This is a genomic window from Lysobacter claricitrinus (assembly GCF_045866565.1).
GTDB lineage: Bacteria > Pseudomonadota > Gammaproteobacteria > Xanthomonadales > Xanthomonadaceae > Cognatilysobacter > Cognatilysobacter claricitrinus.
On sequence record NZ_BAAFZV010000002.1, the window covers coordinates 1,310,097 to 1,336,659 of the forward strand.

General features: G+C 68.5%; 27 protein-coding genes. 17 read left to right on the forward strand and 10 right to left on the reverse strand.

Going from position 1 to position 26,563, the window contains the following annotated elements; translation table 11 throughout:
- Positions 1 to 2 precede the first annotated feature (2 nt).
- On the reverse strand, positions 3 to 1,886 hold the full coding sequence (gene cysN, locus ACKTTN_RS10920) for a sulfate adenylyltransferase subunit CysN (protein WP_407909861.1): 1,884 nt from the start codon (positions 1,884 to 1,886) through the stop codon (positions 3 to 5).
- Positions 1,886 to 2,794 carry a sulfate adenylyltransferase subunit CysD gene (gene cysD, locus ACKTTN_RS10925; protein WP_407909862.1) on the reverse strand — a complete coding sequence of 303 codons (909 nt, stop codon included), beginning with the start codon at positions 2,792 to 2,794 and terminating at the stop codon, positions 1,886 to 1,888. The genes cysN and cysD overlap by 1 nt, the downstream gene beginning before the upstream one ends.
- A 219-nt stretch (positions 2,795 to 3,013) precedes the next feature.
- Here cysD and ACKTTN_RS10930 point away from each other — a divergent pair, with 219 nt between their 5' ends.
- The 3 genes from ACKTTN_RS10930 (at position 3,014) to ACKTTN_RS10940 (ending at position 7,335) form a co-directional block, all read left to right on the forward strand.
- Complete coding sequence (locus ACKTTN_RS10930) at positions 3,014 to 4,810, forward strand: assimilatory sulfite reductase (NADPH) flavoprotein subunit (RefSeq protein WP_407909863.1); 1,797 nt, start codon at positions 3,014 to 3,016, stop codon at positions 4,808 to 4,810.
- An 81-nt stretch (positions 4,811 to 4,891) separates the two neighbouring features.
- Positions 4,892 to 6,595, forward strand: coding sequence for an assimilatory sulfite reductase (NADPH) hemoprotein subunit (gene cysI, locus ACKTTN_RS10935; protein WP_407909864.1), 1,704 nt, complete (start codon positions 4,892 to 4,894; stop codon positions 6,593 to 6,595).
- Complete coding sequence (locus tag ACKTTN_RS10940; protein ID WP_407909865.1) at positions 6,592 to 7,335, forward strand: phosphoadenylyl-sulfate reductase; 744 nt, start codon at positions 6,592 to 6,594, stop codon at positions 7,333 to 7,335. Before cysI ends, ACKTTN_RS10940 begins: the two co-directional genes overlap by 4 nt.
- Positions 7,336 to 7,341: 6 nt before the next feature.
- Here the strand turns inward: ACKTTN_RS10940 and ACKTTN_RS10945 are convergent, their stop codons facing one another.
- Both ACKTTN_RS10945 and ACKTTN_RS10950 read right to left on the reverse strand, forming a co-directional pair.
- The gene (locus ACKTTN_RS10945) at positions 7,342 to 7,677 is read right to left on the reverse strand and encodes a YciI family protein (RefSeq protein ID WP_407909866.1); all 336 of its coding nucleotides are present in this window, start codon (positions 7,675 to 7,677) and stop codon (positions 7,342 to 7,344) included.
- Between the two features lie 60 nt (positions 7,678 to 7,737).
- Positions 7,738 to 8,724: a LysR family transcriptional regulator gene (locus tag ACKTTN_RS10950; protein ID WP_407909867.1), complete on the reverse strand. Its 987-nt coding sequence runs from the start codon at positions 8,722 to 8,724 to the stop codon at positions 7,738 to 7,740.
- A 247-nt stretch (positions 8,725 to 8,971) separates the two neighbouring features.
- Here ACKTTN_RS10950 and cysG point away from each other — a divergent pair, with 247 nt between their 5' ends.
- From cysG to murU, 4 genes are all read left to right on the forward strand, one after another.
- Positions 8,972 to 10,432, forward strand: coding sequence for a siroheme synthase CysG (cysG, locus tag ACKTTN_RS10955; protein ID WP_407909868.1), 1,461 nt, complete (start codon positions 8,972 to 8,974; stop codon positions 10,430 to 10,432).
- A gap of 104 nt (positions 10,433 to 10,536) precedes the next feature.
- A complete protein-coding gene (cysK, locus tag ACKTTN_RS10960; protein ID WP_407909869.1) occupies positions 10,537 to 11,511 on the forward strand; it encodes a cysteine synthase A in 975 nt (324 codons plus the stop codon).
- A gap of 120 nt (positions 11,512 to 11,631) precedes the next feature.
- Positions 11,632 to 12,633 (forward strand): aminoglycoside phosphotransferase family protein, encoded by a 1,002-nt coding sequence (locus ACKTTN_RS10965; protein ID WP_407909870.1) that lies wholly within the window; start codon positions 11,632 to 11,634, stop codon positions 12,631 to 12,633.
- Positions 12,630 to 13,337: an N-acetylmuramate alpha-1-phosphate uridylyltransferase MurU gene (gene murU / locus ACKTTN_RS10970; RefSeq protein ID WP_407909871.1), complete on the forward strand. Its 708-nt coding sequence runs from the start codon at positions 12,630 to 12,632 to the stop codon at positions 13,335 to 13,337. Before ACKTTN_RS10965 ends, murU begins: the two co-directional genes overlap by 4 nt.
- A gap of 1 nt (position 13,338) precedes the next feature.
- Here the strand turns inward: murU and ACKTTN_RS10975 are convergent, their stop codons facing one another.
- Genes ACKTTN_RS10975 through ACKTTN_RS10990 form a run of 4 tightly spaced genes read right to left on the reverse strand, consistent with a single transcriptional unit; the run spans position 13,339 to position 16,715 of the window.
- Entirely contained in the window at positions 13,339 to 13,752 is a 414-nt protein-coding gene (locus tag ACKTTN_RS10975; protein WP_407909872.1) for a hypothetical protein, read from the reverse strand.
- 19 nt (positions 13,753 to 13,771) lie between these two features.
- On the reverse strand, positions 13,772 to 14,500 hold the full coding sequence (gene hda, locus ACKTTN_RS10980; protein WP_407909873.1) for a DnaA regulatory inactivator Hda: 729 nt from the start codon (positions 14,498 to 14,500) through the stop codon (positions 13,772 to 13,774).
- Positions 14,500 to 15,639 carry an AI-2E family transporter gene (locus ACKTTN_RS10985; protein WP_407909874.1) on the reverse strand — a complete coding sequence of 380 codons (1,140 nt, stop codon included), beginning with the start codon at positions 15,637 to 15,639 and terminating at the stop codon, positions 14,500 to 14,502. The genes hda and ACKTTN_RS10985 overlap by 1 nt, the downstream gene beginning before the upstream one ends.
- Positions 15,639 to 16,715, reverse strand: a complete 1,077-nt coding sequence (locus ACKTTN_RS10990) for a DUF2066 domain-containing protein (protein WP_407909875.1) — start codon at positions 16,713 to 16,715, stop codon at positions 15,639 to 15,641. Before ACKTTN_RS10990 ends, ACKTTN_RS10985 begins: the two co-directional genes overlap by 1 nt.
- Before the next feature lie 127 nt (positions 16,716 to 16,842).
- Here ACKTTN_RS10990 and purM point away from each other — a divergent pair, with 127 nt between their 5' ends.
- The 4 genes from purM to ACKTTN_RS11010 are packed head-to-tail and all read left to right on the forward strand — an operon-like array spanning position 16,843 to position 19,937.
- Positions 16,843 to 17,889, forward strand: a complete 1,047-nt coding sequence (gene purM / locus ACKTTN_RS10995) for a phosphoribosylformylglycinamidine cyclo-ligase (protein WP_407909876.1) — start codon at positions 16,843 to 16,845, stop codon at positions 17,887 to 17,889.
- Complete coding sequence (gene purN / locus ACKTTN_RS11000; protein WP_407909877.1) at positions 17,889 to 18,560, forward strand: phosphoribosylglycinamide formyltransferase; 672 nt, start codon at positions 17,889 to 17,891, stop codon at positions 18,558 to 18,560. Before purM ends, purN begins: the two co-directional genes overlap by 1 nt.
- Positions 18,557 to 19,261 (forward strand): DUF3108 domain-containing protein, encoded by a 705-nt coding sequence (locus tag ACKTTN_RS11005; RefSeq protein ID WP_407909878.1) that lies wholly within the window; start codon positions 18,557 to 18,559, stop codon positions 19,259 to 19,261. The genes purN and ACKTTN_RS11005 overlap by 4 nt, the downstream gene beginning before the upstream one ends.
- 4 nt (positions 19,262 to 19,265) lie before the next feature.
- Complete coding sequence (locus ACKTTN_RS11010) at positions 19,266 to 19,937, forward strand: DUF3108 domain-containing protein (RefSeq protein ID WP_407909879.1); 672 nt, start codon at positions 19,266 to 19,268, stop codon at positions 19,935 to 19,937.
- A gap of 69 nt (positions 19,938 to 20,006) precedes the next feature.
- Here ACKTTN_RS11010 and murA read toward each other — a convergent pair whose 3' ends face one another.
- Positions 20,007 to 21,263, reverse strand: a complete 1,257-nt coding sequence (gene murA / locus ACKTTN_RS11015) for a UDP-N-acetylglucosamine 1-carboxyvinyltransferase (protein ID WP_407909880.1) — start codon at positions 21,261 to 21,263, stop codon at positions 20,007 to 20,009.
- 37 nt (positions 21,264 to 21,300) lie between these two features.
- Positions 21,301 to 21,540, reverse strand: coding sequence for a BolA family protein (locus tag ACKTTN_RS11020; protein WP_407909881.1), 240 nt, complete (start codon positions 21,538 to 21,540; stop codon positions 21,301 to 21,303).
- A 104-nt stretch (positions 21,541 to 21,644) separates the two neighbouring features.
- Between ACKTTN_RS11020 and ACKTTN_RS11025 the strand changes: the two genes are divergently transcribed.
- The 6 genes from ACKTTN_RS11025 (at position 21,645) to ACKTTN_RS11050 (ending at position 26,521) form a co-directional block, all read left to right on the forward strand.
- Positions 21,645 to 22,643: a KpsF/GutQ family sugar-phosphate isomerase gene (locus tag ACKTTN_RS11025; protein WP_407909882.1), complete on the forward strand. Its 999-nt coding sequence runs from the start codon at positions 21,645 to 21,647 to the stop codon at positions 22,641 to 22,643.
- 6 nt (positions 22,644 to 22,649) lie between these two features.
- Complete coding sequence (locus ACKTTN_RS11030; RefSeq protein ID WP_407910072.1) at positions 22,650 to 23,228, forward strand: KdsC family phosphatase; 579 nt, start codon at positions 22,650 to 22,652, stop codon at positions 23,226 to 23,228.
- On the forward strand, positions 23,225 to 23,785 hold the full coding sequence (gene lptC / locus ACKTTN_RS11035; protein ID WP_407909883.1) for an LPS export ABC transporter periplasmic protein LptC: 561 nt from the start codon (positions 23,225 to 23,227) through the stop codon (positions 23,783 to 23,785). The genes ACKTTN_RS11030 and lptC overlap by 4 nt, the downstream gene beginning before the upstream one ends.
- Positions 23,769 to 24,278, forward strand: coding sequence for a lipopolysaccharide transport periplasmic protein LptA (lptA, locus tag ACKTTN_RS11040; RefSeq protein WP_407909884.1), 510 nt, complete (start codon positions 23,769 to 23,771; stop codon positions 24,276 to 24,278). The genes lptC and lptA overlap by 17 nt, the downstream gene beginning before the upstream one ends.
- The gene (gene lptB, locus ACKTTN_RS11045) at positions 24,278 to 24,997 is read left to right on the forward strand and encodes an LPS export ABC transporter ATP-binding protein (RefSeq protein ID WP_407909885.1); all 720 of its coding nucleotides are present in this window, start codon (positions 24,278 to 24,280) and stop codon (positions 24,995 to 24,997) included. The genes lptA and lptB overlap by 1 nt, the downstream gene beginning before the upstream one ends.
- A gap of 72 nt (positions 24,998 to 25,069) precedes the next feature.
- On the forward strand, positions 25,070 to 26,521 hold the full coding sequence (locus ACKTTN_RS11050; protein ID WP_407909886.1) for an RNA polymerase factor sigma-54: 1,452 nt from the start codon (positions 25,070 to 25,072) through the stop codon (positions 26,519 to 26,521).
- Positions 26,522 to 26,563 lie beyond the last annotated feature (42 nt).

Sequence of the window (26,563 nt, forward strand, 5' to 3'; positions counted from 1 at the left end):
GCTCAGCGAAGCAGTGCCTCCACCACGCGCGCCGCGAGCGCTTCGGCCGGCTCGTTGACGGTATCGAGCACGAGTTCGGCGTTCTCCGGCACTTCGTACGGCGAGTCGATGCCGGTGAAGTTCGGAATGCGCCCCGCGCGCGCCTTCGCGTAGAGCCCTTTCACGTCGCGCGATTCGGCGACGTCGAGCGGCGTATCAACGAACACCTCGACGAACTCGCCGTCGTCGAACAGCTCGCGCGCAAGACGGCGCTCGGAGCGGAACGGCGAGATGAAGCTCACCAGCACGATCAGGCCGGCGTCGGTCATCAGTTTCGCCACTTCGGCGACGCGACGGATGTTTTCGACGCGATCCTCGGCGGTGAAGCCGAGATCCTTGTTGAGCCCGTGGCGTACGTTGTCGCCGTCGAGGATGTAGGTGTGCAGGCCCATCGCGAGCAGGCGCTTCTCGACGAGATTCGCGATCGTCGACTTGCCCGAGCCCGACAGGCCGGTGAACCACACGCAGCGAGGATTCTGGCCCTTCAGGCGCGAACGTGCGGCCTTGTCGACATCGACATGCTGCCAATGGATGTTCGCCGCGCGTCGCAGCGCGAAGTCGATCGTGCCGGCGGCGACGGTCGCATTCGTCTGGCGGTCGATGAGGATGAACGCCCCGAGCTCCCGGCTGTCGGCGTACGACTCGAACGGCACCGGCGTGTCGAGATACAGGTTGCAGTAGCCGACCTCGTTCATTTCGAGATGCTTGGCCGCCAGCGATTCCTGCGTATTGACGTCGACCTTGTGCTTGATCTCGGTGACGCTCGCACCGACCTCGCGCGCGCCGATCTTCAGCCAGTACGGGCGACCGGGCAGCAACGGTTGTTCGTCGAACCAGAGCACGTGCGCTGCGAACTGGTCGCTGACTTCGGATGGATCGTGCGCGGCCGCGATGACGTCGCCGCGGCTGATGTCGAGCTCGTCGGCGAGCGTGAGCGTGATCGCGTTGCCGTGCGCAGCGACATCGAGGTCGCCGTCCGCAGTGACGATGCGCGCGACCTTCGATCGCCTCCCCGAGGGCAGCGCGACCACGTCGTCGCCGGGTTTCACCGCGCCCGCGGCGACGGTACCCGCGAAACCGCGGAAGTCCTGGTTGGGGCGATTCACCCACTGCACGGGAAGGCGGAATCCCAGATCGCTCGCCGGCGCGTCGACCGGCACGGATTCGAGGAACTCCAGCAGCGACGGACCTTCGTACCACGCGGTATTCGGCGAGTGCGCGATCAGGTTGTCGCCTTCGAGTGCCGACAACGGCACTGCGGTGACGTTCGTGATGCCGAGCGACGCCGCGAGTTCGCGATACTCGCCCGCGATGCGTTCGAACGTGTCGCGGTCGTAGCCGACCAGGTCCATCTTGTTCACGGCCAGCAACACGTGGCGAATGCCGAACAGCGACACGATGTAGCTGTGGCGCCGCGTCTGCGTGAGCAGGCCCTTGCGCGCATCCACCAGCACGACCGCGGCGTCGGCGGTCGACGCGCCGGTCGCCATGTTGCGCGTGTACTGCTCATGCCCCGGGCAGTCGGCGACGATGAACTTTCGCTTCGCCGTGCTGAAGAATCGATACGCGACGTCGATGGTGATGCCCTGCTCGCGCTCGGCTTCGAGCCCGTCGAGCAACAGTGCATAGTCGACGCGTTCGCCCTGCGTGCCGTGACGACGGCTGTCGGAGGCCAGCGATACGAGCTGGTCCTCGAACAGGCCGCGCGTGTCGTGCAGAAGTCGGCCGATCAGCGTGCTCTTGCCGTCGTCGACGCTTCCGCAGGTGATGAAACGCAGCAGGCCACGGGATTCGTGATCGGCGAGATAGGCGGCGACCGTCGCGGCCGCATCGTCGAAGCGCGTCATCAGAAGTAGCCCTCGCGCTTCTTCTTTTCCATCGATGCCGACGGGTCCTGGTCGATCACGCGACCCTGCCTTTCAGATGTCGTGGCGACCAGCATCTCGGCGATGATTTTTTCCAGCGTGTCGGCATCCGAATCGATCGCGCCGGTAAGCGGATAGCAGCCGAGCGTGCGGAAGCGGACGCGGCGCATCGCAGGAATCTCACCGTCGAGCAGCGGGAAGCGCTCGTCGTCGACCATGATCAGCGCACCGTCGCGCTCCACCACCGGACGTTCCGCTGCGAAATACAGCGACGGCACCGGGATCTTCTCGCGGTAAATGTAGAGCCAGATGTCGAGCTCGGTCCAGTTCGACAGCGGGAACACGCGGACGGATTCCCCCGACTGGATACGCGTGTTGTACAGATCCCACAGCTCGGGACGCTGGTTCTTCGGGTCCCACGCATGCTGGCGATTGCGGAACGAGAACACGCGCTCCTTCGCACGCGATTTTTCCTCGTCACGGCGTGCGCCACCGATCGCGGCGTCGAAACGGTACTTGTCAAGCGCCTGCTTGAGCGCCTGCGTCTTCATGACGTCGGTATGCACCGTCGCGCCGTGCGACACCGGGCCGATGCCCCGGGCGATGCCGTCGGGATTGGTGTGTACGCGCAGTTCGATGCCGGTTTCCGCGGCGCGCCGATCGCGGAATTCGATCATCTCGCGGAACTTCCACGTCGTATCGACGTGCAAAAGCGGGATCGGCGGACGCGCGGGGTGGAAGGCCTTGACCAGCAGGTGCAGCAGCACCGAGCTGTCCTTGCCGACCGAATACAGCATCACCGGATTGCGGAAGCCGGCCGCCACCTCGCGCAGGATGTGGAGGCTCTCGGCCTCCAGGCGGTCCAGGTGGCTCAGGGTGGGCAGCGGCATCGGCGGCACGGCGACGGAACGGACCCGGCGATTATGGCGGTGCGGGGCGGCGTCGAGGCCGAATGCGGGCTGCAGGAGAGTCACGGCGGCGCAGGTGGTGTCGGAGCGCCAGTGTCCGCGCGGGTGCCGGGCGCAGGAAGTTCGGTCGCGGCATGAGCACATGAGCTCGCGTCCTTTCCGTGAATGAGCCGCCGGCGCGACGCTGTGCGCCCCGATCCGATGCGCCCCGCCATGTCCGCCGTGCTGCTTCCGCACCCCCTGCCCGACGGTCGAGTCGAGCTGCTCGACCGCCTGACCGACGGGCTCGGGCGCGATGCACTGTGGTGGCTGTCGGGCTACGCGGCCGCGCTGGCGCGTTCGCAGGGCGCGGCCGACTCGCCGTCATCGTCGGCCATCGCGGCAAATGCGCCACGTTTGACCATCGTCTACGGCAGCCAGACCGGCAACGCACGACGCGCGGCGGAACGGCTTGCCACGCGGCTGGGCGATACCGGTGTCGACGTGCGGCTCCTGAACGCAGCCGACTACCCGCTGCGCGAGCTGAAGTCGGAGACGCTGCTCGTCGTCGTCATCAGCACGCAGGGCGATGGTGATCCGCCGGACGACGCGCGCGCGTTCGTCGAACACGTCGTGGGTACGCGCGCGCCCCGCCTCGACGGCCTGCGTTTCGGCGTTCTGGCGCTGGGCGATTCCAGCTATCCGCAGTTCTGCGCGATCGGGCGTCGACTCGACGAACGCTTCCAAGCGCTAGGCGCACGACGCTGGCTGCCGCGCGGCGACGCCGATCTCGATATCGACGAGGTGGCGACGCCGTGGATCGACGCAGCGCACGCCGCCGTACGCGATCTCACGCCTGCGCCCACGCTCGCGACCGTCACGCCGATTCGTCCCACGACGGCCCCCGCGCACCATCGCGATGCACCCTTCGCTGCGCCGGTTCTCGCGGTGCAACGGCTCACCGCGCGTGGCGCGGCGCGCGACGTGCGGCACGTCGAACTCTCGCTCGAAGGTTCCGGCCTGACGTACGAGCCCGGTGACGCGCTTGGGGTCTGGCCGACCAACCCGCCGGCGCTAGTGGACGAGATCCTCGACACGCTCGCGCTGGACGGCGACGTCGCCGTCGAATCGAAGGGCCGGGAACGTCCACTGCGTGACTGGCTGCTGCACGAGCGCGAGGTGACGCGCCTGTCACGTCCGGTCCTCGCGCGGCACGCCGAGCGGGTCGGATCGGGCGAACTCGCCGCGCTGCTCGCCGCGGGAGGCGAAGCGGGGCTCGCACGCCTGCTGGAATCGACACAGCTCGTCGATGTGCTGCGCACACATCGCGCGTCGTGGTCGGCCGATGCATTCGTCAGCGCGCTGCGCCCGCTCATGCCGCGGCTTTACTCGATCGCGTCGTCGCCGCTCGAGGTGGGTGACGAAGCGCACCTCACCGTCGCGCATGTCGAGTACGACGTCGACCGCCGCACGCGCTGGGGTGCGGCGTCGCACGTTCTGGCCGGCCTCGGCGAGGGCGACCGGGCGCGCGTCTTCGTCGAGCGCAACGAGCGATTCCGCCTGCCCGGCGATGGCTCGCGCGACGTGCTGATGATCGGCCCCGGTACTGGCGTCGCGCCGTTCCGTGGTTTCCTGCAGCACCGCGCGCATGTCGGCGCCACCGGCCGCAACTGGCTGCTGTTCGGCGCGCCGCACGCGCGTACCGACTTCCTTTACCAGCTCGAATGGCAGCACGCACTCAAGCGCGGCACGCTGCATCGTCTGGACGTCGCGTTCTCGCGCGATCAGCCCGAGAAGGTGTACGTGCAGCAGCGCCTGCATGAAAACGGCCGCGAAGTGCATGCGTGGCTCGATGGCGGCGCGCACGTCTACGTCTGCGGCTCGGTGGCGATGTCCAGGAGCGTGCATGCCGCGCTCGTCGACATCGTCGCCACCCACGGCGGCCGCAGCGTCGAGGACGCGAGCGCCTGGCTCGATGCGCTCCTCGCCGAAGGCCGCTACGCGCGGGACGTCTACTGATGCTGCACAGGTATCCCGGCCCCCGAATGCGCTGTCGACGCTGACGTACGCCAGCCTCGATACCGCACACGGAGAACGCCGATGACCGCCCATTCGGTCGAAGACATCAAGAAGAACAGCCGCGCGCTGCGAGGCTCGCTGCTGGAAAGCCTCGCCAACCCGATCACGGGTGCGATCGCGGATGACGACCAGACGCTGATCAAGTACCACGGCAGCTACCAGCAGGACGACCGCGACCTGCGCGAAGAACGCCGCCACCAGAAGCTCGAACCGGCCTACCAGTTCATGATCCGCACGCGGACGCCCGGCGGCGTCATTACGCCCGCTCAATGGCTCAAGCTCGATGCGATCGCGTCGACCTATGCCGAGCGCGGCCTGCGGATCACCACGCGGCAGGCGATCCAGTTCCATGGCGTCGTCAAACGCGAACTGAAGGCGACGATGCGGGCGATCAATGCGGCGTTGATCGACACGCTCGCTGCATGCGGCGACGTCAACCGCAACGTGGCGATCGCAGCGAATCCGCTTCAGTCCGACGTGCACACCAACATCTACGCGACGGCCGCGACGCTGTCGGAACACCTGCTGCCGAATACGCGTGCGTATCACGAGATCTGGCTGGACGAGGAACGCATCGCGGGCACGCCCGAGCAGGACCCGATCTATGGCGAGGCCTACCTGCCGCGCAAGTTCAAGATCGGCTTCGCGATTCCGCCGACCAACGACGTCGACGTGTTCGCGCAGGACCTGGGCTTTATCGCCATCGTCGAGAACGGGCGCGTCGCCGGCTACAACGTGAGCGTCGGCGGCGGCATGGGTGCAACGCATGGCGACGCGGAGACCTACCCACGGCTCGCCGACGTGATCGGCTTCGTCGAACCGCAGCACGTCCTTGCGATCGCGGTCGCGGTCGTCACGACGCAACGCGACTGGGGCAACCGCGCGGTGCGCAAGCGCGCCCGGCTGAAGTACACCATCGATGATCGTGGCCTTGGCGCATTCAAGGCCGAGGTCGAACGTCGTGCAGGCTTCGCGTTGACGCCCGCACGTGCCTTCGGTTTCGATCACAACGGCGACCGTTTCGGCTGGGTCGACGGGCACGACGGCCGCGCCCATCTCACGCTGCGCATCGTGTCCGGTCGCGTGCAGGACGGCGCCGATGCCACGCCACAGACCGGCCTTCGCGAGATCGCGGAACTGTTGCAGGCCATCGATGGCGCGCAGCTCCGGCTCACGCCGAACCAGAACCTGGTGATCGCGAATGTCGACGCCGCGCATCGCGCGCGCATCGATGCCATCGCCGCGATGCATGGCCTCGACGGCCATGCACGTTCGACGCCATCACGTCTCGCCGCGCTCGCCTGTGTCGCCCTGCCTACGTGCGGGCTGGCGATGGCCGAAGCGGAGCGTTACCTGCCGTCGTTCCTTGACACTTTCGATTCCCTGCTCGACCGTCACGGCCTGCGTGACACGCCGATCCACGTTCGCATCAGCGGTTGCCCGAACGGATGCTCGCGTCCGTACCTCGGCGAGATCGCGCTGGTCGGCAAGGCGCCCGGCCGCTACGCGCTTCGCCTCGGCGCCGACCACCGCGGGCAACGCCTCAATGTGACGTATCGCGAGAACGTGGACGAAGCCGGCATCGTCGAAGCGCTCGATCCACTGCTTGCGCGTTACGCGAGCGAGCGCATGGGCGATGAACGCTTCGGCGATTTCCTCGTGCGCAGCGGCGTGGTGGGCATCCCGCGCCCCATCGCCGTGACGTTGCAGGAGGTCGCCGCATGAGCGCGCCGGATCCACTGACCGCGGCGGAGTCACCGCGTGCGCTCGCCGAACTCAACGATTGGCTCAGCCGGCGGACCGCACAGGCACGCGTGGCCTGGGCGCTCGAAAACCTGTCGGGCGAGCACGCGCTGTCATCGAGCTTCGGTGCGCAGGCGGCGGTGAGCCTGCATCTCGCGACGCAGCAGCGCGCAGACCTGCCCGTGATCCTCGTCGACACCGGCTACCTGTTCCCCGAGACCTATCGTTTCGTCGACGAGCTCTCGCAGCGCCTGGCGCTCAACCTGCATGTCGTGCGCCCGCAGATCGGCATCGCATGGATGGAAGCGCGATTCGGCCGACTCTGGGAACAGGGGTTGGACGGACTGGAGCGCTACAACCGCTTGCGCAAGGTGGAGCCGATGCAGCGCGCCCTGCGTGACCTCGGCGTGCGCTGCTGGATCGCAGGCCTGCGTCGCAGCCAGTCGCGCTCGCGTGAGGGCGTCGACTTCCTCGAACTGCGCGATGGCCGATGGAAGCTGCACCCGATCGCCGATTGGACGGACTACGACGTCTTCCGCTACCTGCAGCAACACGACCTGCCCTACCACCCGCTGTGGCACGACGGTTATGTCTCGATCGGCGACGTGCACACCACGCGTCCGCTCGAAGCCGGCATGAGCGCCGAGGACACACGTTTTTTCGGGCTCAAACGCGAATGCGGACTGCACGAGGCGTGGGGCAGCGAGGGCCGCGCGGCGTAGTGCGCATCAGTGCGACGACGTATCCAGCAATTCGCGGATCTCGATCGCCCCGCCCGCACGGGCGCACGGTGTCTCGGCGACCAGGCGCACGACTTCGTCGAGATCGTTCGCCTCGATGATCGAGAATCCGGCCATGGGCAAACGCGCCGTCGCGAAGGATGCGGCTTCCGTTTTCGGCGTGCCGTCCCATGCGGTCACCGTGGTTGCCGCGTCGTGCACGGCCGAGATGTAACCACCGCGATCGCGGATGCGCTGGTCCGCCGCGAGCAGCGTCTCCTGCTCGGCGTGCGTCAGCTTCTTCCAGTCGGCCCCGCTGCCGTAGGCCAGGCACAGGAACTTCATGCGGCGCGCCTCCGTCGTTGACCGCCGCACTTTGCCCGCGACGATGTTGCCGGAGCGTCGCTAAGCGGCAATGGTCCGACGCAGCGCGGCCCAGCCCGGTGGCTCCGGCCAATCCGGTTCGTCGGTTCCGGCCACGGCACGACGCAGGTCGGTGCGATCGAGTTGCGGCGCCACCGCCGTTAGGAGCGACAGCGTGTAGTCGCGCAACACCCGTTCGCGCGGCAGCAGCGCCCAGGCGATGCATTCGGGCACGACGTCCGGCGCCGGCAACGCGACGAGCGAATCGAGGTCGTCGTCGCCCACCGCCATTTCGGCCAGCAGCCCGACGCCGAGGCCGGCGCGCACGTAGGTCTTGATGAGGTCGGCATCGCGCGCGGTCATCGAGATGCGTGGCTCCAGCCCCTGCTGTGCGAACGCGCGACGCAGCGACGAATCGGCGCGCACCGACGATTCGTAGCTGACCAGCGGGAAGCCCGCCAACGCGTCGAGCGTCGGCGCCGTCGACAGCGATGCCAGCGCGTGATCGCGCGGTACCAGCACCACGCGGCGCCAGCGGAACAGCGGTACCGCGATGCCGCCCGCCGGAACATCGCCGGACGTGCTGATCACGGCGACATCGGCTTCGCCGCGCGCGAGCAGCTCGAGCACTTCGCCTTCGCCGGTCGGCTGCAGGTGCACGCTCATCTGCGGATACGCATTGCGCACATGCGCGATCGCAACGGGCAGCACGTGCCGGGCCTGCGTATGCGTGGTGGCGATGACAAGCCGTCCCTGCGCGTCGCCGCGCACGTTGGCGGCGTAGGCGCGGATGTTGGTCGCTTCGGCGAGCAGCCGGCGCGCGTGCGCCAGCACCTGCTGGCCGGCGGGCGTGATCGAGTCCAGCGAGCGTCCCTTGCGGGAGAACAGCAGGAAGCCGAGCTCGTCCTCGAGCTGCTTCAACTGCTTGGAAAGCCCCGGCTGCGTGGCGTGCACGCGCTCGGCGGCAACGGTGATGTTCAGGCCGGAATCGGCGATGGCGACGAAATAACGGAGCTGGGCAAGGGTCATGGCGGCGGCACGGAAAGTCGGGATCGAAGGACGGCGGACGGCAGTCGGGCGGTGCGACACATGCGGCAGCTCGGGCGTTTCGTCATATTCATCGCTCAATCCGGATAGAACGATGCCTAAGCTAGCGGGCGCGGACCGGCGTGTCCAGCCGCTCATGCCCGGCCGGCATGTCGCCGTGGCGAGCCGTCATTTCGCGGCGTGCGTCCCCGGCCCTACGGTGCCGTCATTCGTCCACCGGATCGCCACCGTGTCCGCAACGCCCGGCTCCACGCCGCTGTTCCCGTTGTTCCTCGACCTGCGCGGGCGCCGCGTGCTGGTCGTGGGGGGTGGCGTGGTCGCGCGTCGAAAGGTCATGGCGTTGCTCGACGCGGGTGCGGACGTGCAGGTCGGTGCGCCCGCGCTCATCGACGCGCTGCAGACGCTGGCCGACGCCGGCCGCGTCCGGCATCTGTGCAGCACGTTCGACGCGGCATGGCTCGACGACGCATGGCTGGTGGTCGCCGCGACCGACGATGCGGCGATCAATCGCGCCGTCGCCGATGCCGCGAACGACCGTCGCATCTGGGCGAACGTCGTCGACGATGCGGAGCTGTCGACCGTGCAGGTGCCTGCGCGCGTCGAGCGCGGGCCGTTGCAGGTCGCGATCTCCAGCGGCGGCGGCGCCCCGATGCTGGCGCGGCACCTGCGCGAGACGTTCGAAGCGCAACTGGACGAAAGCTGGTCGTCGCTGGCGACACTGCTCACCCGCTATCGCCGCGTGATCCGCGCACGCTTTGCCGACACCGGCGCGCGACGCGCGTTCTTCGATCGCGTTCTCGCCAGTGAAATCGCCGACCTTCTGCGCGCCGGCCGCGACCGCGAAGCGCGCGACACACTGCGCGCATTGCTGGCCGACACGGCGACACATCGACGCGGCCGCGTCATCCTCGTCGGCGCGGGTCCGGGTGATGCCGGCCTGCTGACGCTGCGCGCGCTACGCGTGCTGTCGCAGGCCGATGTCGTGCTGCACGATCGCCTTGTCGGTGCCGACGTGCTCGCACGCATCCGTCGTGATGCGGAACTGATCGACGTCGGCAAGCACGCGGCGGGCGCGGGTGCGACCTCCGTGCACGACGACACGCAATCGCGCATCCATGCGTTGATGGTCGAGCACGCGAAAGCCGGTCGCACCGTGGTGCGACTGAAAGGCGGCGACCCGTTCGTGTTCGGGCGTGGTGGCGAGGAACTCCAGGCGCTCGCCGTGCACGGCATCGCGTTCGAGGTGGTGCCCGGCATCACCGCCGCCCTCGCCTGCGCCGCATTTGCCGGCATTCCGCTGACCCATCGCGAGCATGCGCAGTCGCTCCACGTGCTCACCGCTCATGCGAAGGACGGCGGCGACCAGCCCGACTGGGCCGCGCTCGCGAAGCCGCGACAGACGCTTGCGATCTACATGGGCGTCGCGGCCGCCGACCACGTCTCGACGCAGCTGCTCACGCACGGCCTGGCGGCATCCACGCCGGTCGCGATCGTCGAGAACGGGTCGCGTCCGACGCAGCGCGTCGTTACAGGCACGCTCGAGCGCCTCGGCGCGCTTGTCGCGGCGCACGATGTGAAGTCTCCCGCGCTGCTGATCGTCGGCGAGGTCGCGGCGCTTGCGAACGCGTTGCACTGGTTCGGCGCACCGCCGCTCGGCGAGGCGCAACCGCCGTTGCAGGCGGCCGCGTGACCAGCGACGGACGCCATCGCGGCCGGGACACGGCATTCGACCAGCGGCACGCCATGCCAAGCGCGCGGGCGGCACCCTAGCCCTTCCCCACACGACCCCCACCCATGGCCCTCTACGACAGCATCCTCGACACCGTCGGCAGCACGCCGATCGTGCGCCTGCACCGCCTCGCACCGAAGAACGTCGCGCTCTACGCGAAGGTCGAATCCTTCAATCCCGGCGGCTCGGTGAAAGACCGCCTCGCGCTCGCCATCGTGCTCGATGCCGAACAACGCGGCCTGCTCAAGCCGGGCGATACCATCGTCGAAGCGACGTCAGGCAACACCGGCATCGCATTGGCGATGGTCGCTGCGGCGCGCGGCTACAAGTTCGTGGCGGTGATGTCGGATTCGTTCTCGATCGAACGCCGCAAGCTCATGCGCGTGTACGGCGCGAAAGTCATCCTGACGCCTGCCGCCGAACGCGGCAGCGGCATGGTGCGCAAGGCGCAGGAACTTGCCGACAAGCACGGCTGGTTCCTCGCGCGACAGTTCGAGAACGAGGCCAACCCGGCCTACCACCGCAGCACCACCGGCCCGGAAATCCTGCGGGACTTCGCCGGGCAGCGGCTCGACTACTTCGTCACCGGCTGGGGCACCGGCGGCACCATGACCGGCGCCGGCCAGGTGCTGAAACTCGCGCGTCCCGGCATCAAGGTGATCGCCGCGGAACCGGCCGGTGCGGCGCTGCTGTCCGGCGACCAGTGGCAACCGCACAAGATCCAGGGCTGGACACCCGACTTCGTTCCCGCGGTGCTCGATCGCTCGATCGCCGACGACATCCTCAAGATCGACGACGTGCTCGCGCGCGACACCGCGCGCCGCCTCGCCGCCGAAGAAGGCATTTTCGTCGGCATTTCCGCGGGCGCCACGGCGGCCGCGGCGCTGCGCGTCGCCGAGTCCGCGCCTGAAGGTTCGGTGATCCTCACGATGCTGCCCGACACCGGCGAGCGCTACCTGTCGACGATCCTGTTCGAAGGTATCGCCGAAGGTTCGGATGACGAGTGGCTCGCGTCGGTCGGCGACACCAGCCTGCCCTGACCCGGCCAACGGCGGCCGCCGCAACACCCGGCGGCCGTCGCGTTTTCCGTAGCGGCCATTCAACGCGCCGCCCGCGCCGGCTACCCTGTCGGGCCGCGGCCGTCGCCGCGCGGAGAACGCATGACGTCCAGCAGCAACCCGGCGCGCGAGCAGGCGCGCCTAGCCTGGGCCCGGTCCGCCACCGGGCACGCGCACATCGACCTCGTCGCCGCATCCGCGGACGCGGGCTTCCGCAGCTACTGGCGCACCGTCGGCGAATCGCCGACGCGCATCGTCATGGACTCGCCCCCGGACAAGGAGGACGTGCGCCCGTGGCTTGCGCTGCGCGACGTGCTGGAAGCCGGTGGCGTGCGGGTGCCCCGCGTGCTGGCGCGCGACGTCGAGAACGGCTTCCTGTTGCTCGAAGACCTCGGCGCGCAGACCTACCTGCACGTCATCGCCGATACGAACGCGGATGATCTCTTCGACGACGCGGTCACGCAGCTGCTCAAGCTGCAGGCGATCACGCCGCCCACCGATCTGCCGCACTACGACGAAGCGCTGCTGACGCGCGAACTGCGCCTGTTCGACGAATGGTTCCTGACGCGCCACCTCGGCCACGAACTCGACTGCGACGACCAGGACAATCTCGACGCCGCTTACCGCGTGCTGATCGACGCCGCGCTCGCGCAGCCTAGAGTGCTGGTTCATCGCGACTACATGCCGCGCAACCTGATGCCGACCGACGACGACAACGGCCCGGCCGTTCTCGATTTCCAGGACGCCGTCGTCGGACCCATCGCCTACGACGCGCTGAGCCTGTTCAAGGACGCGTTCCTGAGCTGGCCCGAAGCGCGCGTCGACGCCTGGCTCGCCGACTACCATCGCCGCGCGAACGATGCGGGGCTGCCTGTGCCGGCCTTCGACCGCTTCCGACGCGACGCCGACCTGATCGGCGTGCAGCGTCATCTCAAGGTGCTCGGCATCTTCGCGCGCTTGAACCACCGCGATCACAAGCCGAAGTACCTGGAAGACGCGCCACGCTTCGTCGCATATCTCGACGGCGTGCTGCCGCGCTATCCGGAACTCGCACCGCTCGCGCGCGTGATCGAACGCTGCGTGCGTCCACATTTCCCCGCATGAAGGCGCTCGTGCTCGCAGCGGGCCTCGGCGAGCGCATGCGCCCGCTGACGCTGACCACGCCCAAGCCGCTGCTCGAAGTCGGCGGCAAGCCGCTGGTCGCATGGCATCTGGAAAAACTCGCGGCGATGGGCGTCCACGAAGTGATCGTCAACACCAGCTGGCTCGCGCCGAAATTTCCGGATGCGCTCGGCGACGGCAGCCGCTGGGGCCTGCGCATTCGCTGCATCGACGAAGGCCCGGTGCCGCTGGAAACCGGAGGCGGCATGTGGAACGCGCTCGATGCGCTGTCGCCGAACGGCGAGCCCTTCCTGGCGGTCAACGGCGACATCTGGACCGACTACGACTTCGCGCGCCTTCCGCGCGATCCCGATGGCCTCGCGCATCTCGTGCTGGTCGACAACCCGTTGCACAACGACACCGGCGACTTCGCGCTCGACGGCCCGTTGGTGCGCAGCGACGGCGTGCCGCGCTACACGTTCTCCGGCGTCGGCGTATATCGCCGCGGTTTGTTCGACGACTGGCGTTCGATCATCGGCGATGCGCCGGGCGCGGGCGACGCGCCGCCGCGCTTCAAACTCGCGCCGCTGCTGCGCGCGGCGATGCGCAACGACGCCGTGACCGGCGAACACCACCGCGGTGCGTGGACCGACGTTGGCACGCCGGAGCGCCTGCAAACGCTCGACGCGTCGCTGCGCGCGGGTTGACTCAGAGCGCGAGCAGCGTCGTCAGCGATGCATGCAGACCCGGCGCCTCGGGATCGACGAAGGAATCGACCGTCCGCGCGATCGCCGGCCATTCGCGGCCGTCGAACAGGCGCACGAACAGGAACAGCGTGTCGAGGTTGCCGTGGTCCGCGCGCGGAGGTTCGACCCAGCGGCCCGGCTCCTGCTCGCGCAGGACCTCGCCCGCGTAGCTGCCGAACGCGTAGAGCGACTTGTTGATCGCTTCAACCGGTGCACCGCCATCGCGCCATTCGGCGAGCACGCGATCGACATGCGCCAGCGACGCGACCGAGTAGTCGAGCCGGACGCCGTACATCGCCTGCATGTTGCGCACCGCGTCTTCCGCGTAATCACGTACGGTTTCGGGCGCGGGAGCGATGTCGAGGCGGAGCGTCATGGCGTGTCCGTCGTGGCGGTCAGTCGCCCGATCGTACGTCGGATTCGCGTCCGAGAACCTCGCGCAGGAACGGAACCGTGAGCCGGCGCTGCGCTGCGAGCGCAGCGTGGTCGAGGCGGTCGAACAGTTGGGTCAGGCTGCCGAGGTCACGGCCGACGCGGCGCATCAGCCACTCGAGCGCGGCCTCGTCCACCGCAAGGCCGCGCCGCTGCGCGCGCTGGCGAAGCACCTCGCGGCGTCCGTCGTCGTCCAGCGGCGTCAACGCGACGCCGATGCACTGGCCGAGCCGCGAGCGGAGGTCGGGCAACACGAGTGCGAGCGCGTCGGGGCGCGCGGTCGCCGCGTACACGACGCGCGCTCCGCCGGCACGCGCGCGGTTGTGGAAGTCGAACAACGCGACTTCGTCGTCCCGGTGTCCGGCAATCGCGTCGAGGTCGTCCAGCGCGACGACGTCCATGCCTTCGAAGGCATGCAGTGCATCGGACAAGCGGCCGGCGGCGTTGGCGAGCGAGAGGTATGCGGGCCGCTGCGCATCGGACAACGCCTGCGCGCAGGTGGCGAGCAGCAGGTGCGTCTTGCCCGAACCGCCGCCACCGCTGACGAACACCCAGTCGTTCGACGTACCTGCAGCAGATGCCGCAAGCAGCGCGATCGCACCGTCCGGCGCACCGACGAACGTGTCGAGCCGCTGGTCCGGCGGCGACCGCAGCGCCAGCGGCAACTGCGGCACGTGACGCGGCGTCGTCATCAGGGCGCGCCGGACTCCGCGCCCGACGCATCGACGATGATCACCGGCGTCTCGTCGGCGCCGTACAGCCGGCTCGCGCGATAACGTTCCTGCGCGTAACGCAGCAGCACGTTGACCACCGCCGCCACCGGCAACGCGAGCAGCATGCCGAGGAATCCGAACAACTGGCCGCCGGCAAGCACCGAGAAGATCACCGCCATCGGATGCAGGCCGATGCGGTTGCCCACGAATTTCGGCGTGAGCCAGTAGCTCTCGATCACCTGGCCGACCGCGAACACAATCAGCACGCCGCCGAAATGCTGCCAGTCACCGAACTGCACCAGCGCGGCGATTCCGCCCAGCGTCAGCAGCGTCGCCGGGCCCACGAACGGTACGAACGTCAGCATGCCGGCGACCATGCCGATCAGGATGCCGAGGTCGAGGCCGATGATTTCGAGACCGACGGCGTACATGACGCCGAGGATCAGCATCACCAGGAATTGCCCGCGCAGGAAGCCGCCAAGCACGGCATCCGATTCGCGTGCCAGCCGCGACACCACGGACAAGTGCCGCGGGGGCACCAGCGACGCGCAGCGGGCGACGAGCGCATCCCAGTCGCGCAGGAAGAAGAACGCGAGCACCGGCACGAGCACTGCATTGGCGATGAGGCCGAGCAGCATCGACCCCGAACGCGTGACGTAGCCGAGCACCGTTGCCGCGATGCTGCTGGCGCCCTGCCAGTGCTCGCGAACGAGCCGGGTCAGATAGCCGACGTCGAGGTAGCGATCGACGTCGATCCGCAGGTGCGCGCCGATCCAGGGCAGCAGCGTGCCGCCGATCCACGCGCTGTAGGTCGGTAGCGACTCGATCAGCGTGATCAGCTGGCGCTGCACGATGGGCAGCACGATCAGCAGCACCAGCACGAAGAACAGCGTCATCACGCTGAAGACGATGGCGACCGCCGCACCGCGCGACAGCCCGCGCGCTTCGAGGCGATCGGCGACGGGATCGCCGAGCCAGCCGAGCAGCGCCGCGATGACGAACGGCGTCAGCACCGGCGCCAGCAACCCGACGAGCCACAGCGCGGCGACGATCACCGCCGCCCACTGCAACCGTCGCAGGAACCGCGCGATGTCCTCGAGCGGCGTGGTGGTGTCCATCAACGCAGGTGGAACGTGGTGGTCGAGGTGTCGTCGTCTCCGACGCCTTCAATCACACCGTCGCGCGCGGCGATGCGCGAGAAGCCCGCCACGCCGCTCACCAGCTCGAGCTCGTAGACGAGGCCATCCGGCGTCGCGCTCACCGGCGTCGCGCGCTTCACCACGGCCATCCTTTCGAGGTACGCGGCGAGGCGGATGAAGTCGTCCGTGCTGTTCACGCCTGTGAACGTGATGGTATAGGTGCCGGCGGGGCCGAGCGCGCGACCGGGCCGCGCGTACTTGCGGATCAGCGCATCGGCGGCGATGTCCGCACCGCCCGACATCGCGCGTCGCGCATCGCGGTCGTACGTCGCCGACTTCGCGAGCTGCTTGCCGTTGTCGAGGAAGGTCCACTCGGCCTGCCAGCCGCCCGAAACCGTGCGGAACAGCTTTCCGATCAGCTGCATCGGCGGCGCGTACTTGGACGACGCGCGCGCGATCGCCGCACTGTCGCCACGCCAGATCGAACCGACCAGCGCCTGTTCCGCCGCGGTGCCCGACGGCAGCCCGAGCGCGTAACCGCGCTGCTTGGCGCGATCAAGCACGGGGCGCGCCGCGTTGCTCTTGTCGAGGCCGACCAGGCGCGGCCCGGAGCCGTCGTCGATCGCGAGCCAGAGCACGGGCTTGGGACGCGGCTGCGGCCACATCGGCAGGCCCAGCGTCGCGATCATCTCCTCGACCTTCTTGCCGTCGTACTGCACGACGAGGGTCGTATTGAACGTGGGCGCGCCGGTGGCGCTGACGCCTTCGTCCTGGCGGTAGTCGTAGTGGTCGACGTAGGCCTTGGCGTTGCGCAGTTCGTCGCCGACGCCGGGGCGCTGGTTGACCGCGCGATCGCCGGTCATGCGCTGCAGGATCTGCAGCAGGCCCCGCGCGAAGCCGCTGCTGCGCTGCGCGTCGCCCTGGTTGGTGACCACGACTTCCGTCGCGTATGCGCCGGCGGCTTGCGCGCGGTCGCCCTCCACGCGTTGCGCCAGCACGGCGGTGCTGAACGCGAAAAGGAGGAAAGCAGTAAGAAGGCGGTGCGTGCGCGTCATCGCCGGCCCGGGGGTCGTGGACTGGCCGGACATGGTGCCGGAGCGCCGCCGGCACGTCCACGGCGGCCGGTCGGGGGCGTCGCCGCTGGTAGAATCGCGGGCTTCCCCGACGCCTTCCGAGACCGCCGTGTCCCAGTCGAACGCCACAGGCCGCCCCCCGCTCACCTACCGGGAGGCGGGCGTCGACATCGATACCGGCAACGAGGTCGTCGAGCGCATCAAGCCGCTGGTGAAGCGCTCGTTCCGCCCGGAAGTGATGGGCGGGCTCGGCGGCTTCGGCGCGCTGTTCGACCTTTCGGGCAAGTACCGGGAGCCGGTACTTGTCTCCGGCACCGACGGCGTCGGCACCAAGCTCAAGCTGGCGCAGCAGCTCAACCGGCACGACACCATCGGCATCGACCTGGTCGCGATGTGCGTGAACGACGTGCTGGTGCAAGGCGCGGAACCGCTGTTCTTCCTCGACTATTTCGCCACCGGGAAGATCGACGTCGAAACGACCGTCGCCGTCGTCGGCGGCATCGCGCGCGGTTGCGAACTCTCGGGCTGCGCGCTGATCGGTGGCGAGACGGCCGAAATGCCCGACATGTACCCCCCGGGCGAATACGACCTTGCCGGCTTCTGCGTGGCGGGCGTCGAGAAGTCGAAGATCGTCGACGGCTCGAAGGTGCGCGAAGGCGACGTGCTGATCGGCATCGCCTCGTCGGGCCCGCATTCGAACGGGTATTCGCTGGTGCGCCGTATCTACGACCGTGCCGGTCGCCCGGCCGATCTGGACGTCGGCGGCGTGAAGCTGGTTGATGCGCTGATGGCGCCGACGCAGCTGTACGTCAAGCCGATCCTCGAACTGCTCGCCTCGCACGACCTGCACGCGATGGCGCACATCACCGGCGGCGGACTTTCGGAAAACATCATCCGGGTGATTCCGGATGGCCTCGGCGTCGATATCGAGGCCAGCGCGATCGTGCTGCCGCCGGTATTCGACTGGCTCAAGCGCGAAGGCGCAGTCGCCGACGACGAAATGTGGCGCACCTTCAACTGCGGCGTCGGCTTCGTGCTGGTCGTCGCGCCGAACGATGTCGCGGCGGTGTCGACCGACCTCCAGCGCCTCGGCCTCGCGCATCGCACGATTGGCCAGGTCGTCCGCGCGGACGGCGAGCGCGTGCACATCGGCTGATGGCGACGCCCCTGCGACTGGCGGTCCTCGCCTCCGGCCGCGGCAGCAATCTCCAGGCGATCCTGGACGCGATCGGCAGCGGCGCGCTCGATGCGCGCGTCGTCGGCGTGTTCTCCGATCGACGCAGCGCGAAGGCGCTCGATCGCGCGCGCGATGCCGGAATTCCCGCGGTCGCGATCGCGCCGGCGAAGTTCGAAACGCGCGAAGCATTCGACACGGCGTTGTTCGACGCGATCGCCGCTGTTCAGCCCGACCTCATCGTCTGCGCCGGATACATGCGCCTGCTGGGCGCCGCCCAGGTCGAGGCATGGCACGGCCGCATGATCAACATCCATCCTTCGCTGCTGCCGCTGCACAAGGGCCTTCGCACGCACGAACAGGCGTTGTCGGACGGTGCGTCAGAACATGGCGCGAGCGTGCACTTCGTCACCGCCGAGCTCGATGGCGGGCCGGTGATCGCGCAGGCGACCGTGCCGGTTCTCGCAGGTGACGACGCGCAATCACTCGCGGCGCGCGTGCTCGAACGCGAACACCCGCTGCTGATCGCGGCGCTGCGGCTGTTCACGGCGCGTCGCCTCCGCCTGCACGCCGCGTCCGTAGAGTTCGACGGCCGTGCCCTGCAGCAGCCGCTACGACTGGCCGGCACCGACCTCCGGGAAATCAACGCATGAGCCGCTTCGTCGCATTCGCCGTCACCATCGCGCTGCTCGTCGCCGCCCTGCCCGCGCGCGCGATGCAGCCGTTCCACGCGACCTACGACGTCTACCGCGGCGGCCACAACCTCGGCGTCGCCACGCTCGCGGTGGTGCCCGATGGCGGCCACTGGCGGGTCGACCTGGTCATGGATGGCAAGGGCCTGATCGGCCTTGCCGGCCTCAACGCGCAGCAGAGCACGGTGTTCGACGAGGTGAACGGCGCCTATCGCCCGCTGTCGCAGAGCACGCTCAGGAAGATGCTGTTCACGCGCAAGCAGACGACCGGTGTCTACGATTGGGCCTCGCAACGTGCGACCTGGACCGGGGACGTGAAGAAAACCCGCCAGGCGCCGGTGCCGCTGCAACCGGGCGACATGAGCGGCCTGCTGATCAACCTCGCGGTGATCCGGGACGCCCAGCCGGGCCAGGCGCTGCAGTACCGGTACGTCGACAGCGGTCGTGCGCGCATGCAGCGCTACACGGTGTCGGCCGAAACGGAAGCCATGAGCGTCGGGGAGTTGCAGTACAGCGCGTTGCGAGTCGACCGCGTGCAGTCGGGCGACGAGCAGACCTCCATCTGGGTCGCGGAAGGCGTTCCGACGCCGATCCGCATCCTTCAGCGTGAAAACGGCGAGGACACGTATGACCTGCGCCTCATCGAATACAAGGGAGCCTGACCACATGACGAAGACGTTCCTCCGCGGCGCCGTACTGGCCGCCTCGCTCGCCCTCGCCACGCTGCCCGCGATGGCCACGCAGCCATTCAGCGCCGCGTACCAGGCGAACTACATGGGCATGAACGCCACCGGTCGCATGGCGATCGAATCCGCCGGCAACGGCCAGTGGCGCTACACGCTCGAGATCCGCAACCAGCTCGCCGACCTCGTGCAGACCACGGTGTTCGACGAGGACGGCGGCGTGCTGCGTCCACTCTCGGGCAGCGACACCAACAAGCTGTTGATCAAGAAGTCGAACAAGAAGGCGACGTATGACTGGTCGCGTGGCGTCGCCACGTGGTCGGGCGACGTCAAGCCCGATCGCGCCGGCCCGGTGAAGCTGCAGAAGGGTGATCTCGACGCCCTGCTCGTCAACATCGCGATCGCACGCGATGCCGTCGCCGGCAAGCCGCTGCATTACCGCCTCGTCGAGAACGGCAAGGCGCGCGACCTGTCGTACTCGGTCGCCGGCAAGGAAGCGATCACCGTCAACGGCAAGTCGCAGCAGGCGACCAAGGTCGTGAGCACCTCGGGCGACAAGAAGATGACGTTGTGGGTCGTGCCCGGCGTGCCGGTTCCGGTGCGCATCATGCAGGTCAACGGCGACGACACGATCGACCTGCGCATCGCGCAGTAACCCGCCGACGTCGTGCAAAGAAAAAGCCCCGCTCCGGCGGGGCTTTTTTCGTGTCGGGCGACAGGCGTATCAACGGATACGCGAGATCTTCGCGCCTACGCCCGACAGCTTCTGCTCGATGTTCTCGTAGCCGCGGTCGAGGTGGTAGATGCGGTCGATCGTCGTGGAACCATCGGCGACGAGGCCGGCAAGGATCAGCGATGCCGACGCGCGAAGATCCGTCGCCATCACCGGCGCACCGCTCAGGCGCGGCACACCGCGCACCACGGCGGTGTGTCCGTCGACATGGATGTCCGCGCCGAGGCGCACAAGCTCGTTGACGTGCATGAAACGGTTTTCGAAGATCGTTTCGTTGATGACCGCGACGCCGTCCGCCACGCAGTTGAGCGCCATGAACTGCGCCTGCATGTCCGTCGGAAAACCGGGGTGCGGCATCGTGGTGATGTTAACCGGGCGCGGGCGACGGCCCTTCATGTCCAGCGTGATGCGGTCGCCATCGCAGTCGAGTTCCGCGCCCGCTTCCTTCAGCTTGTCGAGCACCGCGTCCATCGTGTCGGGACGCGCGTGGGTGAGCGTGACGCGGCCGCCGGTCATCGCCGCAGCGACGAGGAAGGTGCCTGCTTCGATGCGATCGGCGACCACGGTGTGCTCGCCACCATGCAGGCGCTCGACGCCTTCGACGACGATGCGTCCGGTGCCTGCGCCGGTAATCTTCGCGCCCATCGCGATCAGGCAGTCCGCGAGATCGACGATCTCCGGCTCCATCGCCGCGTTCTCGAGCACCGTGCGGCCTTCGGCCAGCACCGCGGCCATCAGCACGTTCTCGGTCGCGCCGACGCTGACGATGTCGAACACGTGGCGCGCGCCCACCAGCTTTTCCGCACGTGCGTTGATGAAGCCGTTCTCGACGGTGATCTTCGCACCGAGTGTCTGCAGCCCCTTGATGTGCAGGTCGACCGGGCGCGAACCGATCGCGCAACCACCGGGCAGCGACACCTCGGCGTGGCCGTAACGCGCGAGCAGCGGCCCGAGCACCAGCACCGACGCGCGCATCGTCTTGACCAGCTCGTACGGGGCGACCTGGCTGTGCACGGTGGTCGGATCGACCGTCACCACGCCCGTTTCGGACTCGTCGACGCGCGCGCCGAGTTCGGCCAGCAGGCGCGTGGTCGTGTGGACGTCGTGAAGCTGCGGCACGTTGCGCAGCGTCATCGGGCCGTCCGCGAGCAGCGTCGCGCAGAGGATCGGCAGGACGGCGTTCTTGGCACCGGAAATACGGACTTCGCCGTTCAGCGGCGTGCCGCCTTCGACAACGATCTTCTGCATGGATGAGGGTCTGGAAGGAGTGGGAGGCCGCGGGGGCTCAGCCGGCAGCGCCGGCTTCCTCGGGGGTCACGGTCTTGAGCTGGAGCGCGTGGATCTCGCCGCCCATGCGGTCACCGAGCGTGGCGTAGACCATGCGGTGGCGGGCCAGCGGCAGCTTGCCGCGGAACGCATCGCTGACGACGGTGGCTTCGAAATGCACGCCGTCGTCGCCGCGCACGTCGGCGCGCGCGCCAGGCAGGCCCTGCTCGATGAGGTGGCGGATGGTGTCGGAATTCACGGGGAGGCCTTCGGAAACGACGCGGGCGGCGGTCCCACGGGCGCGGGCCGCCTGAACCGCTTAAACTGAGCGACTTAGCCTAGCCGAAAGGACCCCCGTCCGAAATGGCGGATCCCATCGCGCCGGTGCACGGCGACATCGACTTCCCGGCCAGCGGCCGCCGCGTCTTCGCCGTCGAGGCCGAGGCGCTCGCCGCCGTTTCCGCACGCCTCGACGGCGGCTTCGCCGACGCCTGCCGCCTCATGCTGCAGGCCCGCGGGCGCGTGGTCTGCGTCGGCATGGGCAAGTCGGGCCACATCGCCCGCAAGATCGCGGCGACGCTGGCGTCCACGGGCACGCCGTCGTTCTTCGTCCACCCGGGCGAAGCCGCGCACGGCGACCTCGGCATGATCACCGACGCCGACGTCGTACTCGCCCTCTCCTACTCCGGCGAGAGCGACGAGATCCTCACCCTGATGCCGGTGCTCAAGCGCCAGGGCAACGCGGTGATCGCGATGACCGGTCGCCCCGCGTCGAGCATGGCGCGCGAGGCCGACGTTCACCTCGACGTTTCCGTGCCCGCCGAAGCGTGCCCGCTGCATCTCGCGCCCACGTCGAGCACCACCGCATCGCTCGCGATGGGCGACGCGCTCGCCGTCGCCCTGCTGGAAGCGCGTGGTTTCACCGCCGACGACTTCGCACGCTCGCATCCCGCCGGCGCGCTCGGGCGCCGCTTGCTCCTGCACATCGTCGACGTGATGCACGCGGGCGACGATCTCCCGCTCGTACGCCCGGATGCATCGGTCAGCGAAGCACTGGTGGAAATGAGCCGCAAGCGCCTCGGGCTCACCGCCGTGGCTGACGAATCGCGCCGCCTGCTCGGTGTGTTCACCGACGGCGACCTGCGCCGCACGCTCGACGATGCACAGCTCGACCTGCGTTCCACCACCATCGCACAGGTGATGACGCGCAATCCGCGCACCATCGGTGCCGACGTGCTGGCGGTCGAAGCGGCGCACGTGATGGAGCAATACAAGATCAACGGCCTGCTGGTCGTCGATGGTGAGGGTCGCGTCGTCGGCGCCCTCAACATTCACGACCTGTTGCGAGCCCGGGTGGTTTAAGGGCCGATACCGATGACGACCCAGCCCCCCGCCCTCGCCGATCTGCGCGACCGCGCCCGACGCGTGCGCCTCGCGTGCTTCGACGTGGACGGCACGCTGACCGATGGCCGCCTCGTCTACGACGCCGCGGGCGGCGAATCCAAGGCGTTCCATGTGCATGACGGACAGGGTCTGGTGCTGCTGCGTCGCGCAGGCATCGAAGTCGCGCTGGTCACGGCGCGTACGAGCCCCATCGTGGAACGTCGTGCGTCGGAACTCGGCGTGCGCGCGTGTTCGGGCATCGGCGACAAGCTCGCATGCGTCGAAAAGATGGCGACGACGTTGGGTATATCGCTCGACGAGGTCGCCTTCATGGGCGACGACCTGCCGGACCTCAAGGTGATGCGTCGGGTCGGCTTGTCCGCATGCCCGTCCGATGCGCACGACTGGATCAAGCGCGATGCCGCCTGGACATCGCAACGCGACGGTGGCCGCGGCGCGGCGCGCGAATTCTGCGATTTCCTGCTCGACGCGCAGGATCGCGTCGAACCGATCATCGATGCGTTGCTCGCCGACGCGCCTGCACCGCTGGGAGCACAGGCATGAACTGGCGCGTCGTCGTGGGGGTCGTACTCGCGGCTGCGGCGGTCGCGGTCGGCGTGGCGCTGTGGCGCCAGCACGCGGCGGACAATCTTCCGCTCGAAGCCGGCCGGTCGGACTACACGCTGTACGATTTCGAGCTGGTATCGCTCGATGCGCAGGGCCGCGAATCATTCACCCTTCGCGGTCCGAAGCTCACGCGCCAGCCCGACGTCCACACGTTGTCGCTCGAAACCCCGGTGTTCGTCATTCCGCCGCGACCCGGCAACGCGGGCGCGCCGTGGACGGTCGATTCAAAGACCGCGTGGGTGTCGGCCAAGGGCGACGAGATCCGCCTTCGCGGCGACGTGCATGCGGTCAGCACGCGCAGCGGTGGCGATCCGGTGCGCATGGATACGCAGGAACTCAACGTGTTTCCGGATGCCAAGCGCGCGACCTCCGCGGTCGCGGTCAGCGTCAAGCAGCCGGGACTTATACTGAATGGCCACGGCATGGACGCGAGACTCGACGACCGCGTGGTGAAGCTCCAGAACATCAAGGCCCGCTATGAAAAGTCGCAGTAGCCTCGCGCCCGTCGTCGCGCTTGTCCTCATTGCCGTGAGCGGCGCCGCGTTCGCGCGCTCGGCCGATCGCCGCCAGGCGATCGACATCGAAAGCGGGTCGGCCGTCTATTCGACCGACGACAGCAAGCCCACGGTGCTCGGCGGTGGCGTCACCATCACCCAGGGCACGTTGCGCATCACCTCCAGCGGCGCGCAGATCACCATGCGGAACGGCGAGGCCGTGCGCGCGGTGTTGAACGGCGGCCCGGTGAAGATGAGCCAGCAGCTCGACGACGGTACGCCGATGAGCTCGACGTCCGCCGCGGCCGACTACGACATGAAGGCCGACGTCGTGGTGCTCAGCGGCAACGTCACCGTGCAGCAGACGCGCGGCACGCTGACCGGCGACCGCGTGAACTACAACATGCGCACCGGCCAGGTCGCGAGCGGTCAGGCGGCCGGCGGCGGTCGCGTGCACATGCGCATCCTGCCGAAGAACGCGGGCACGCCCTGATGCTGCGTGCCGAGGGTTTGCGCAAGAAGTACAAGTCGCGCGAGGTCGTGCGCGATTTCGGCCTGTCACTCGACGCCGGCGAAGTCGTCGGCCTGCTCGGCCCCAACGGCGCCGGCAAGACCACCTGCTTCTACATGATCGTCGGCCTGGTGCCGGCCGATGCCGGGCAGATCCTGCTCGACGGGCAGGACATCACCACGCAGCCGATGTACGCCCGCGCCAAGCACGGCGTCGGCTACCTGCCGCAGGAACCGTCGGTGTTCCGCAAGCTCAGCGTGGCCGACAATATCCGGCTGGTGCTCGAGCTGCGCACCGACCTCGATCGCAAGGGCCGCGAGCGCGAGCTCGCGTCGCTGCTCGACGAACTTCAGGTCGCGCACGTGGCCGACCAGATCGGCGCCAGCCTGTCGGGCGGCGAGCGTCGTCGCGTCGAGATCGCGCGTGCCCTCGCCGCGCGTCCGCGCATGATGCTGCTCGACGAACCGTTCGCGGGCGTCGACCCGATTTCCGTCGGCGAGATCCAGCGCATCGTGCGCCATCTCACCGAGCGCGGCATCGGCGTGCTGATCACCGACCACAACGTGCGCGAAACGCTGGGCATCTGCGACCGCGCGTACATCCTGAACGAGGGTGTCGTGCTCGCGCAGGGGTCGCCGGAGTCAATCCTCGCCAATCCGGACGTGCGTCGCGTGTACCTGGGTGAAACTTTCCGGCTGTAGTGTTTCAGCGCCCGACCGGCGGCAGCACTTGCGGCTGACGTCATACCGGAACGCCGTGTACCTTGCATGTCGATGAAACCGCGCCTCCAGGCCTCGCTGGGCCAGCATCTGGTGATGACGCCGCAACTGCGTCAGGCGATTCGCCTGCTGCAGTTGTCGTCGATCGAACTCGATGCGGAACTGACCGAGGCGGTGGAGAGCAACCCGCTGCTGGAGTGGGACGACGTCGGCGAGGTCATCACCACGCCCGACGCGGTGCGCGCCGACGGCGATGCCGAGCGCGATGGCGACGGTGACGGTGACGGCACGCGCGAAGTCGTGATCGACACATCGCCGCTCGAGACGTGGACCGACTCGGACCTCGATGGCTGGAGCGATGGCTCCAGCGGCGGCTACAGCGGCGATGGCGACGGCGGCTCGCTCGCCGAGCAGGTCGCCGACCGCGAAACCCTGCACGACCACCTACTGTGGCAGCTGCACCTGAGCAGCCAGTCGCCGCGCGACCGGCAGATCGGCGCGGCGATCATCGACGCGATCTCGGACGACGGTTACCTGCGCGAACCGCTTGAGGCCATCGCGTCGTCGCTCGAGCCGCCGGTGCCGCTGGAGGACGTGCTCACCGTGCTGCATGTCGTGCAGCATTTCGATCCGATCGGGGTCGGCGCGCGTTCCGTTTCCGAAGCGCTGTGCGTGCAGCTGGGCGCGCTCGAGCCGGACACCCCCGGCCGCGCCATCGCGATGCGCATCGCCGAATCCCATCTCGAACGGCTTCCGCGCCTCGGCGCGCATGGCCTTGCCGACGAGCTCGACGAACCGGTCGACGATGTCGAAGGTGCGATCGCGCTGCTGCTGTCGATGGATCCGCGCCCGGGCGCGCAGCTCGGCGAAGTGGCGCCGGAAAGCTATGTCACGCCGGATATCGTGATCTGGCGGCAGCACGGCGCATGGCGCGTCGGTCTGGCCGACTTCAGTCGCCCGCGCCTTCGCATCAACCGCAGCTATGAAGCACTGATCGGCCGCACGTCATCGGCCGACACGACGTACCTGCGTGGCCAGTTGCAGGAAGCGCGCTGGCTGCTGCGCAACGTCGAAGCGCGCGGCGAAACGCTGCTGCGCGTGGCGAAGTGCCTGGTGGAACGGCAGACGGCGTTCCTCGAATGCGGCGAGGGCGCGCTTCGCCCGTTGACGCTGCGCGAGGTCGCCGGCGAGCTCGGCCTTCACGAATCGACGGTGTCGCGCGCGATCGCGCGCAAGTACGCGCGCACGCCGCGCGGCACGCTGCCCATGCGCTCGTTCTTCGCGTCGAGCGTGGGCAACGGCACCGCGGAGGAGACGTCCAGCGCCGCGGTGCAGTCCATGATTCGCCAGCTGATTTCCAGTGAAAATCCGCGCAAGCCGCTGTCGGACGCACGCTTGGCCGAGTCGCTGCAGAGCGCCGGCGTGCCGGTGGCCCGGCGCACCGTGGCCAAGTACCGGGAAGCGATGAGTATCCCCTCGTCGCAGGACCGCGTGAGGATGGGCTGAGCGACGCAGTATTTGACGAACGTCATATCACCGGGCCGCGAA

What these genes read in the sequence shown, in the direction of transcription:
- cysN (WP_407909861.1), bottom strand. Translation starts at nt 1,886, where the DNA reads ATGACGCGCTTCGACGATGCGGCCGCGACGGTCGCCGCCTATCTCGCC.
- cysD (WP_407909862.1), bottom strand. Translation starts at nt 2,794, where the DNA reads ATGCCGCTGCCCACCCTGAGCCACCTGGACCGCCTGGAGGCCGAGAGC.
- ACKTTN_RS10930 (WP_407909863.1), top strand. Translation starts at nt 3,014, where the DNA reads ATGCGCCCCGCCATGTCCGCCGTGCTGCTTCCGCACCCCCTGCCCGAC.
- cysI (WP_407909864.1), top strand. Translation starts at nt 4,892, where the DNA reads ATGACCGCCCATTCGGTCGAAGACATCAAGAAGAACAGCCGCGCGCTG.
- ACKTTN_RS10940 (WP_407909865.1), top strand. Translation starts at nt 6,592, where the DNA reads ATGAGCGCGCCGGATCCACTGACCGCGGCGGAGTCACCGCGTGCGCTC.
- ACKTTN_RS10945 (WP_407909866.1), bottom strand. Translation starts at nt 7,677, where the DNA reads ATGAAGTTCCTGTGCCTGGCCTACGGCAGCGGGGCCGACTGGAAGAAG.
- ACKTTN_RS10950 (WP_407909867.1), bottom strand. Translation starts at nt 8,724, where the DNA reads ATGACCCTTGCCCAGCTCCGTTATTTCGTCGCCATCGCCGATTCCGGC.
- cysK (WP_407909869.1), top strand. Translation starts at nt 10,537, where the DNA reads ATGGCCCTCTACGACAGCATCCTCGACACCGTCGGCAGCACGCCGATC.
- ACKTTN_RS10965 (WP_407909870.1), top strand. Translation starts at nt 11,632, where the DNA reads ATGACGTCCAGCAGCAACCCGGCGCGCGAGCAGGCGCGCCTAGCCTGG.
- murU (WP_407909871.1), top strand. Translation starts at nt 12,630, where the DNA reads ATGAAGGCGCTCGTGCTCGCAGCGGGCCTCGGCGAGCGCATGCGCCCG.
- ACKTTN_RS10975 (WP_407909872.1), bottom strand. Translation starts at nt 13,752, where the DNA reads ATGACGCTCCGCCTCGACATCGCTCCCGCGCCCGAAACCGTACGTGAT.
- hda (WP_407909873.1), bottom strand. Translation starts at nt 14,500, where the DNA reads ATGACGACGCCGCGTCACGTGCCGCAGTTGCCGCTGGCGCTGCGGTCG.
- ACKTTN_RS10985 (WP_407909874.1), bottom strand. Translation starts at nt 15,639, where the DNA reads ATGGACACCACCACGCCGCTCGAGGACATCGCGCGGTTCCTGCGACGG.
- ACKTTN_RS10990 (WP_407909875.1), bottom strand. Translation starts at nt 16,715, where the DNA reads ATGACGCGCACGCACCGCCTTCTTACTGCTTTCCTCCTTTTCGCGTTC.
- purN (WP_407909877.1), top strand. Translation starts at nt 17,889, where the DNA reads ATGGCGACGCCCCTGCGACTGGCGGTCCTCGCCTCCGGCCGCGGCAGC.
- ACKTTN_RS11005 (WP_407909878.1), top strand. Translation starts at nt 18,557, where the DNA reads ATGAGCCGCTTCGTCGCATTCGCCGTCACCATCGCGCTGCTCGTCGCC.
- ACKTTN_RS11010 (WP_407909879.1), top strand. Translation starts at nt 19,266, where the DNA reads ATGACGAAGACGTTCCTCCGCGGCGCCGTACTGGCCGCCTCGCTCGCC.
- murA (WP_407909880.1), bottom strand. Translation starts at nt 21,263, where the DNA reads ATGCAGAAGATCGTTGTCGAAGGCGGCACGCCGCTGAACGGCGAAGTC.
- ACKTTN_RS11025 (WP_407909882.1), top strand. Translation starts at nt 21,645, where the DNA reads ATGGCGGATCCCATCGCGCCGGTGCACGGCGACATCGACTTCCCGGCC.
- lptC (WP_407909883.1), top strand. Translation starts at nt 23,225, where the DNA reads ATGAACTGGCGCGTCGTCGTGGGGGTCGTACTCGCGGCTGCGGCGGTC.
- lptA (WP_407909884.1), top strand. Translation starts at nt 23,769, where the DNA reads ATGAAAAGTCGCAGTAGCCTCGCGCCCGTCGTCGCGCTTGTCCTCATT.
- lptB (WP_407909885.1), top strand. Translation starts at nt 24,278, where the DNA reads ATGCTGCGTGCCGAGGGTTTGCGCAAGAAGTACAAGTCGCGCGAGGTC.
- ACKTTN_RS11050 (WP_407909886.1), top strand. Translation starts at nt 25,070, where the DNA reads ATGAAACCGCGCCTCCAGGCCTCGCTGGGCCAGCATCTGGTGATGACG.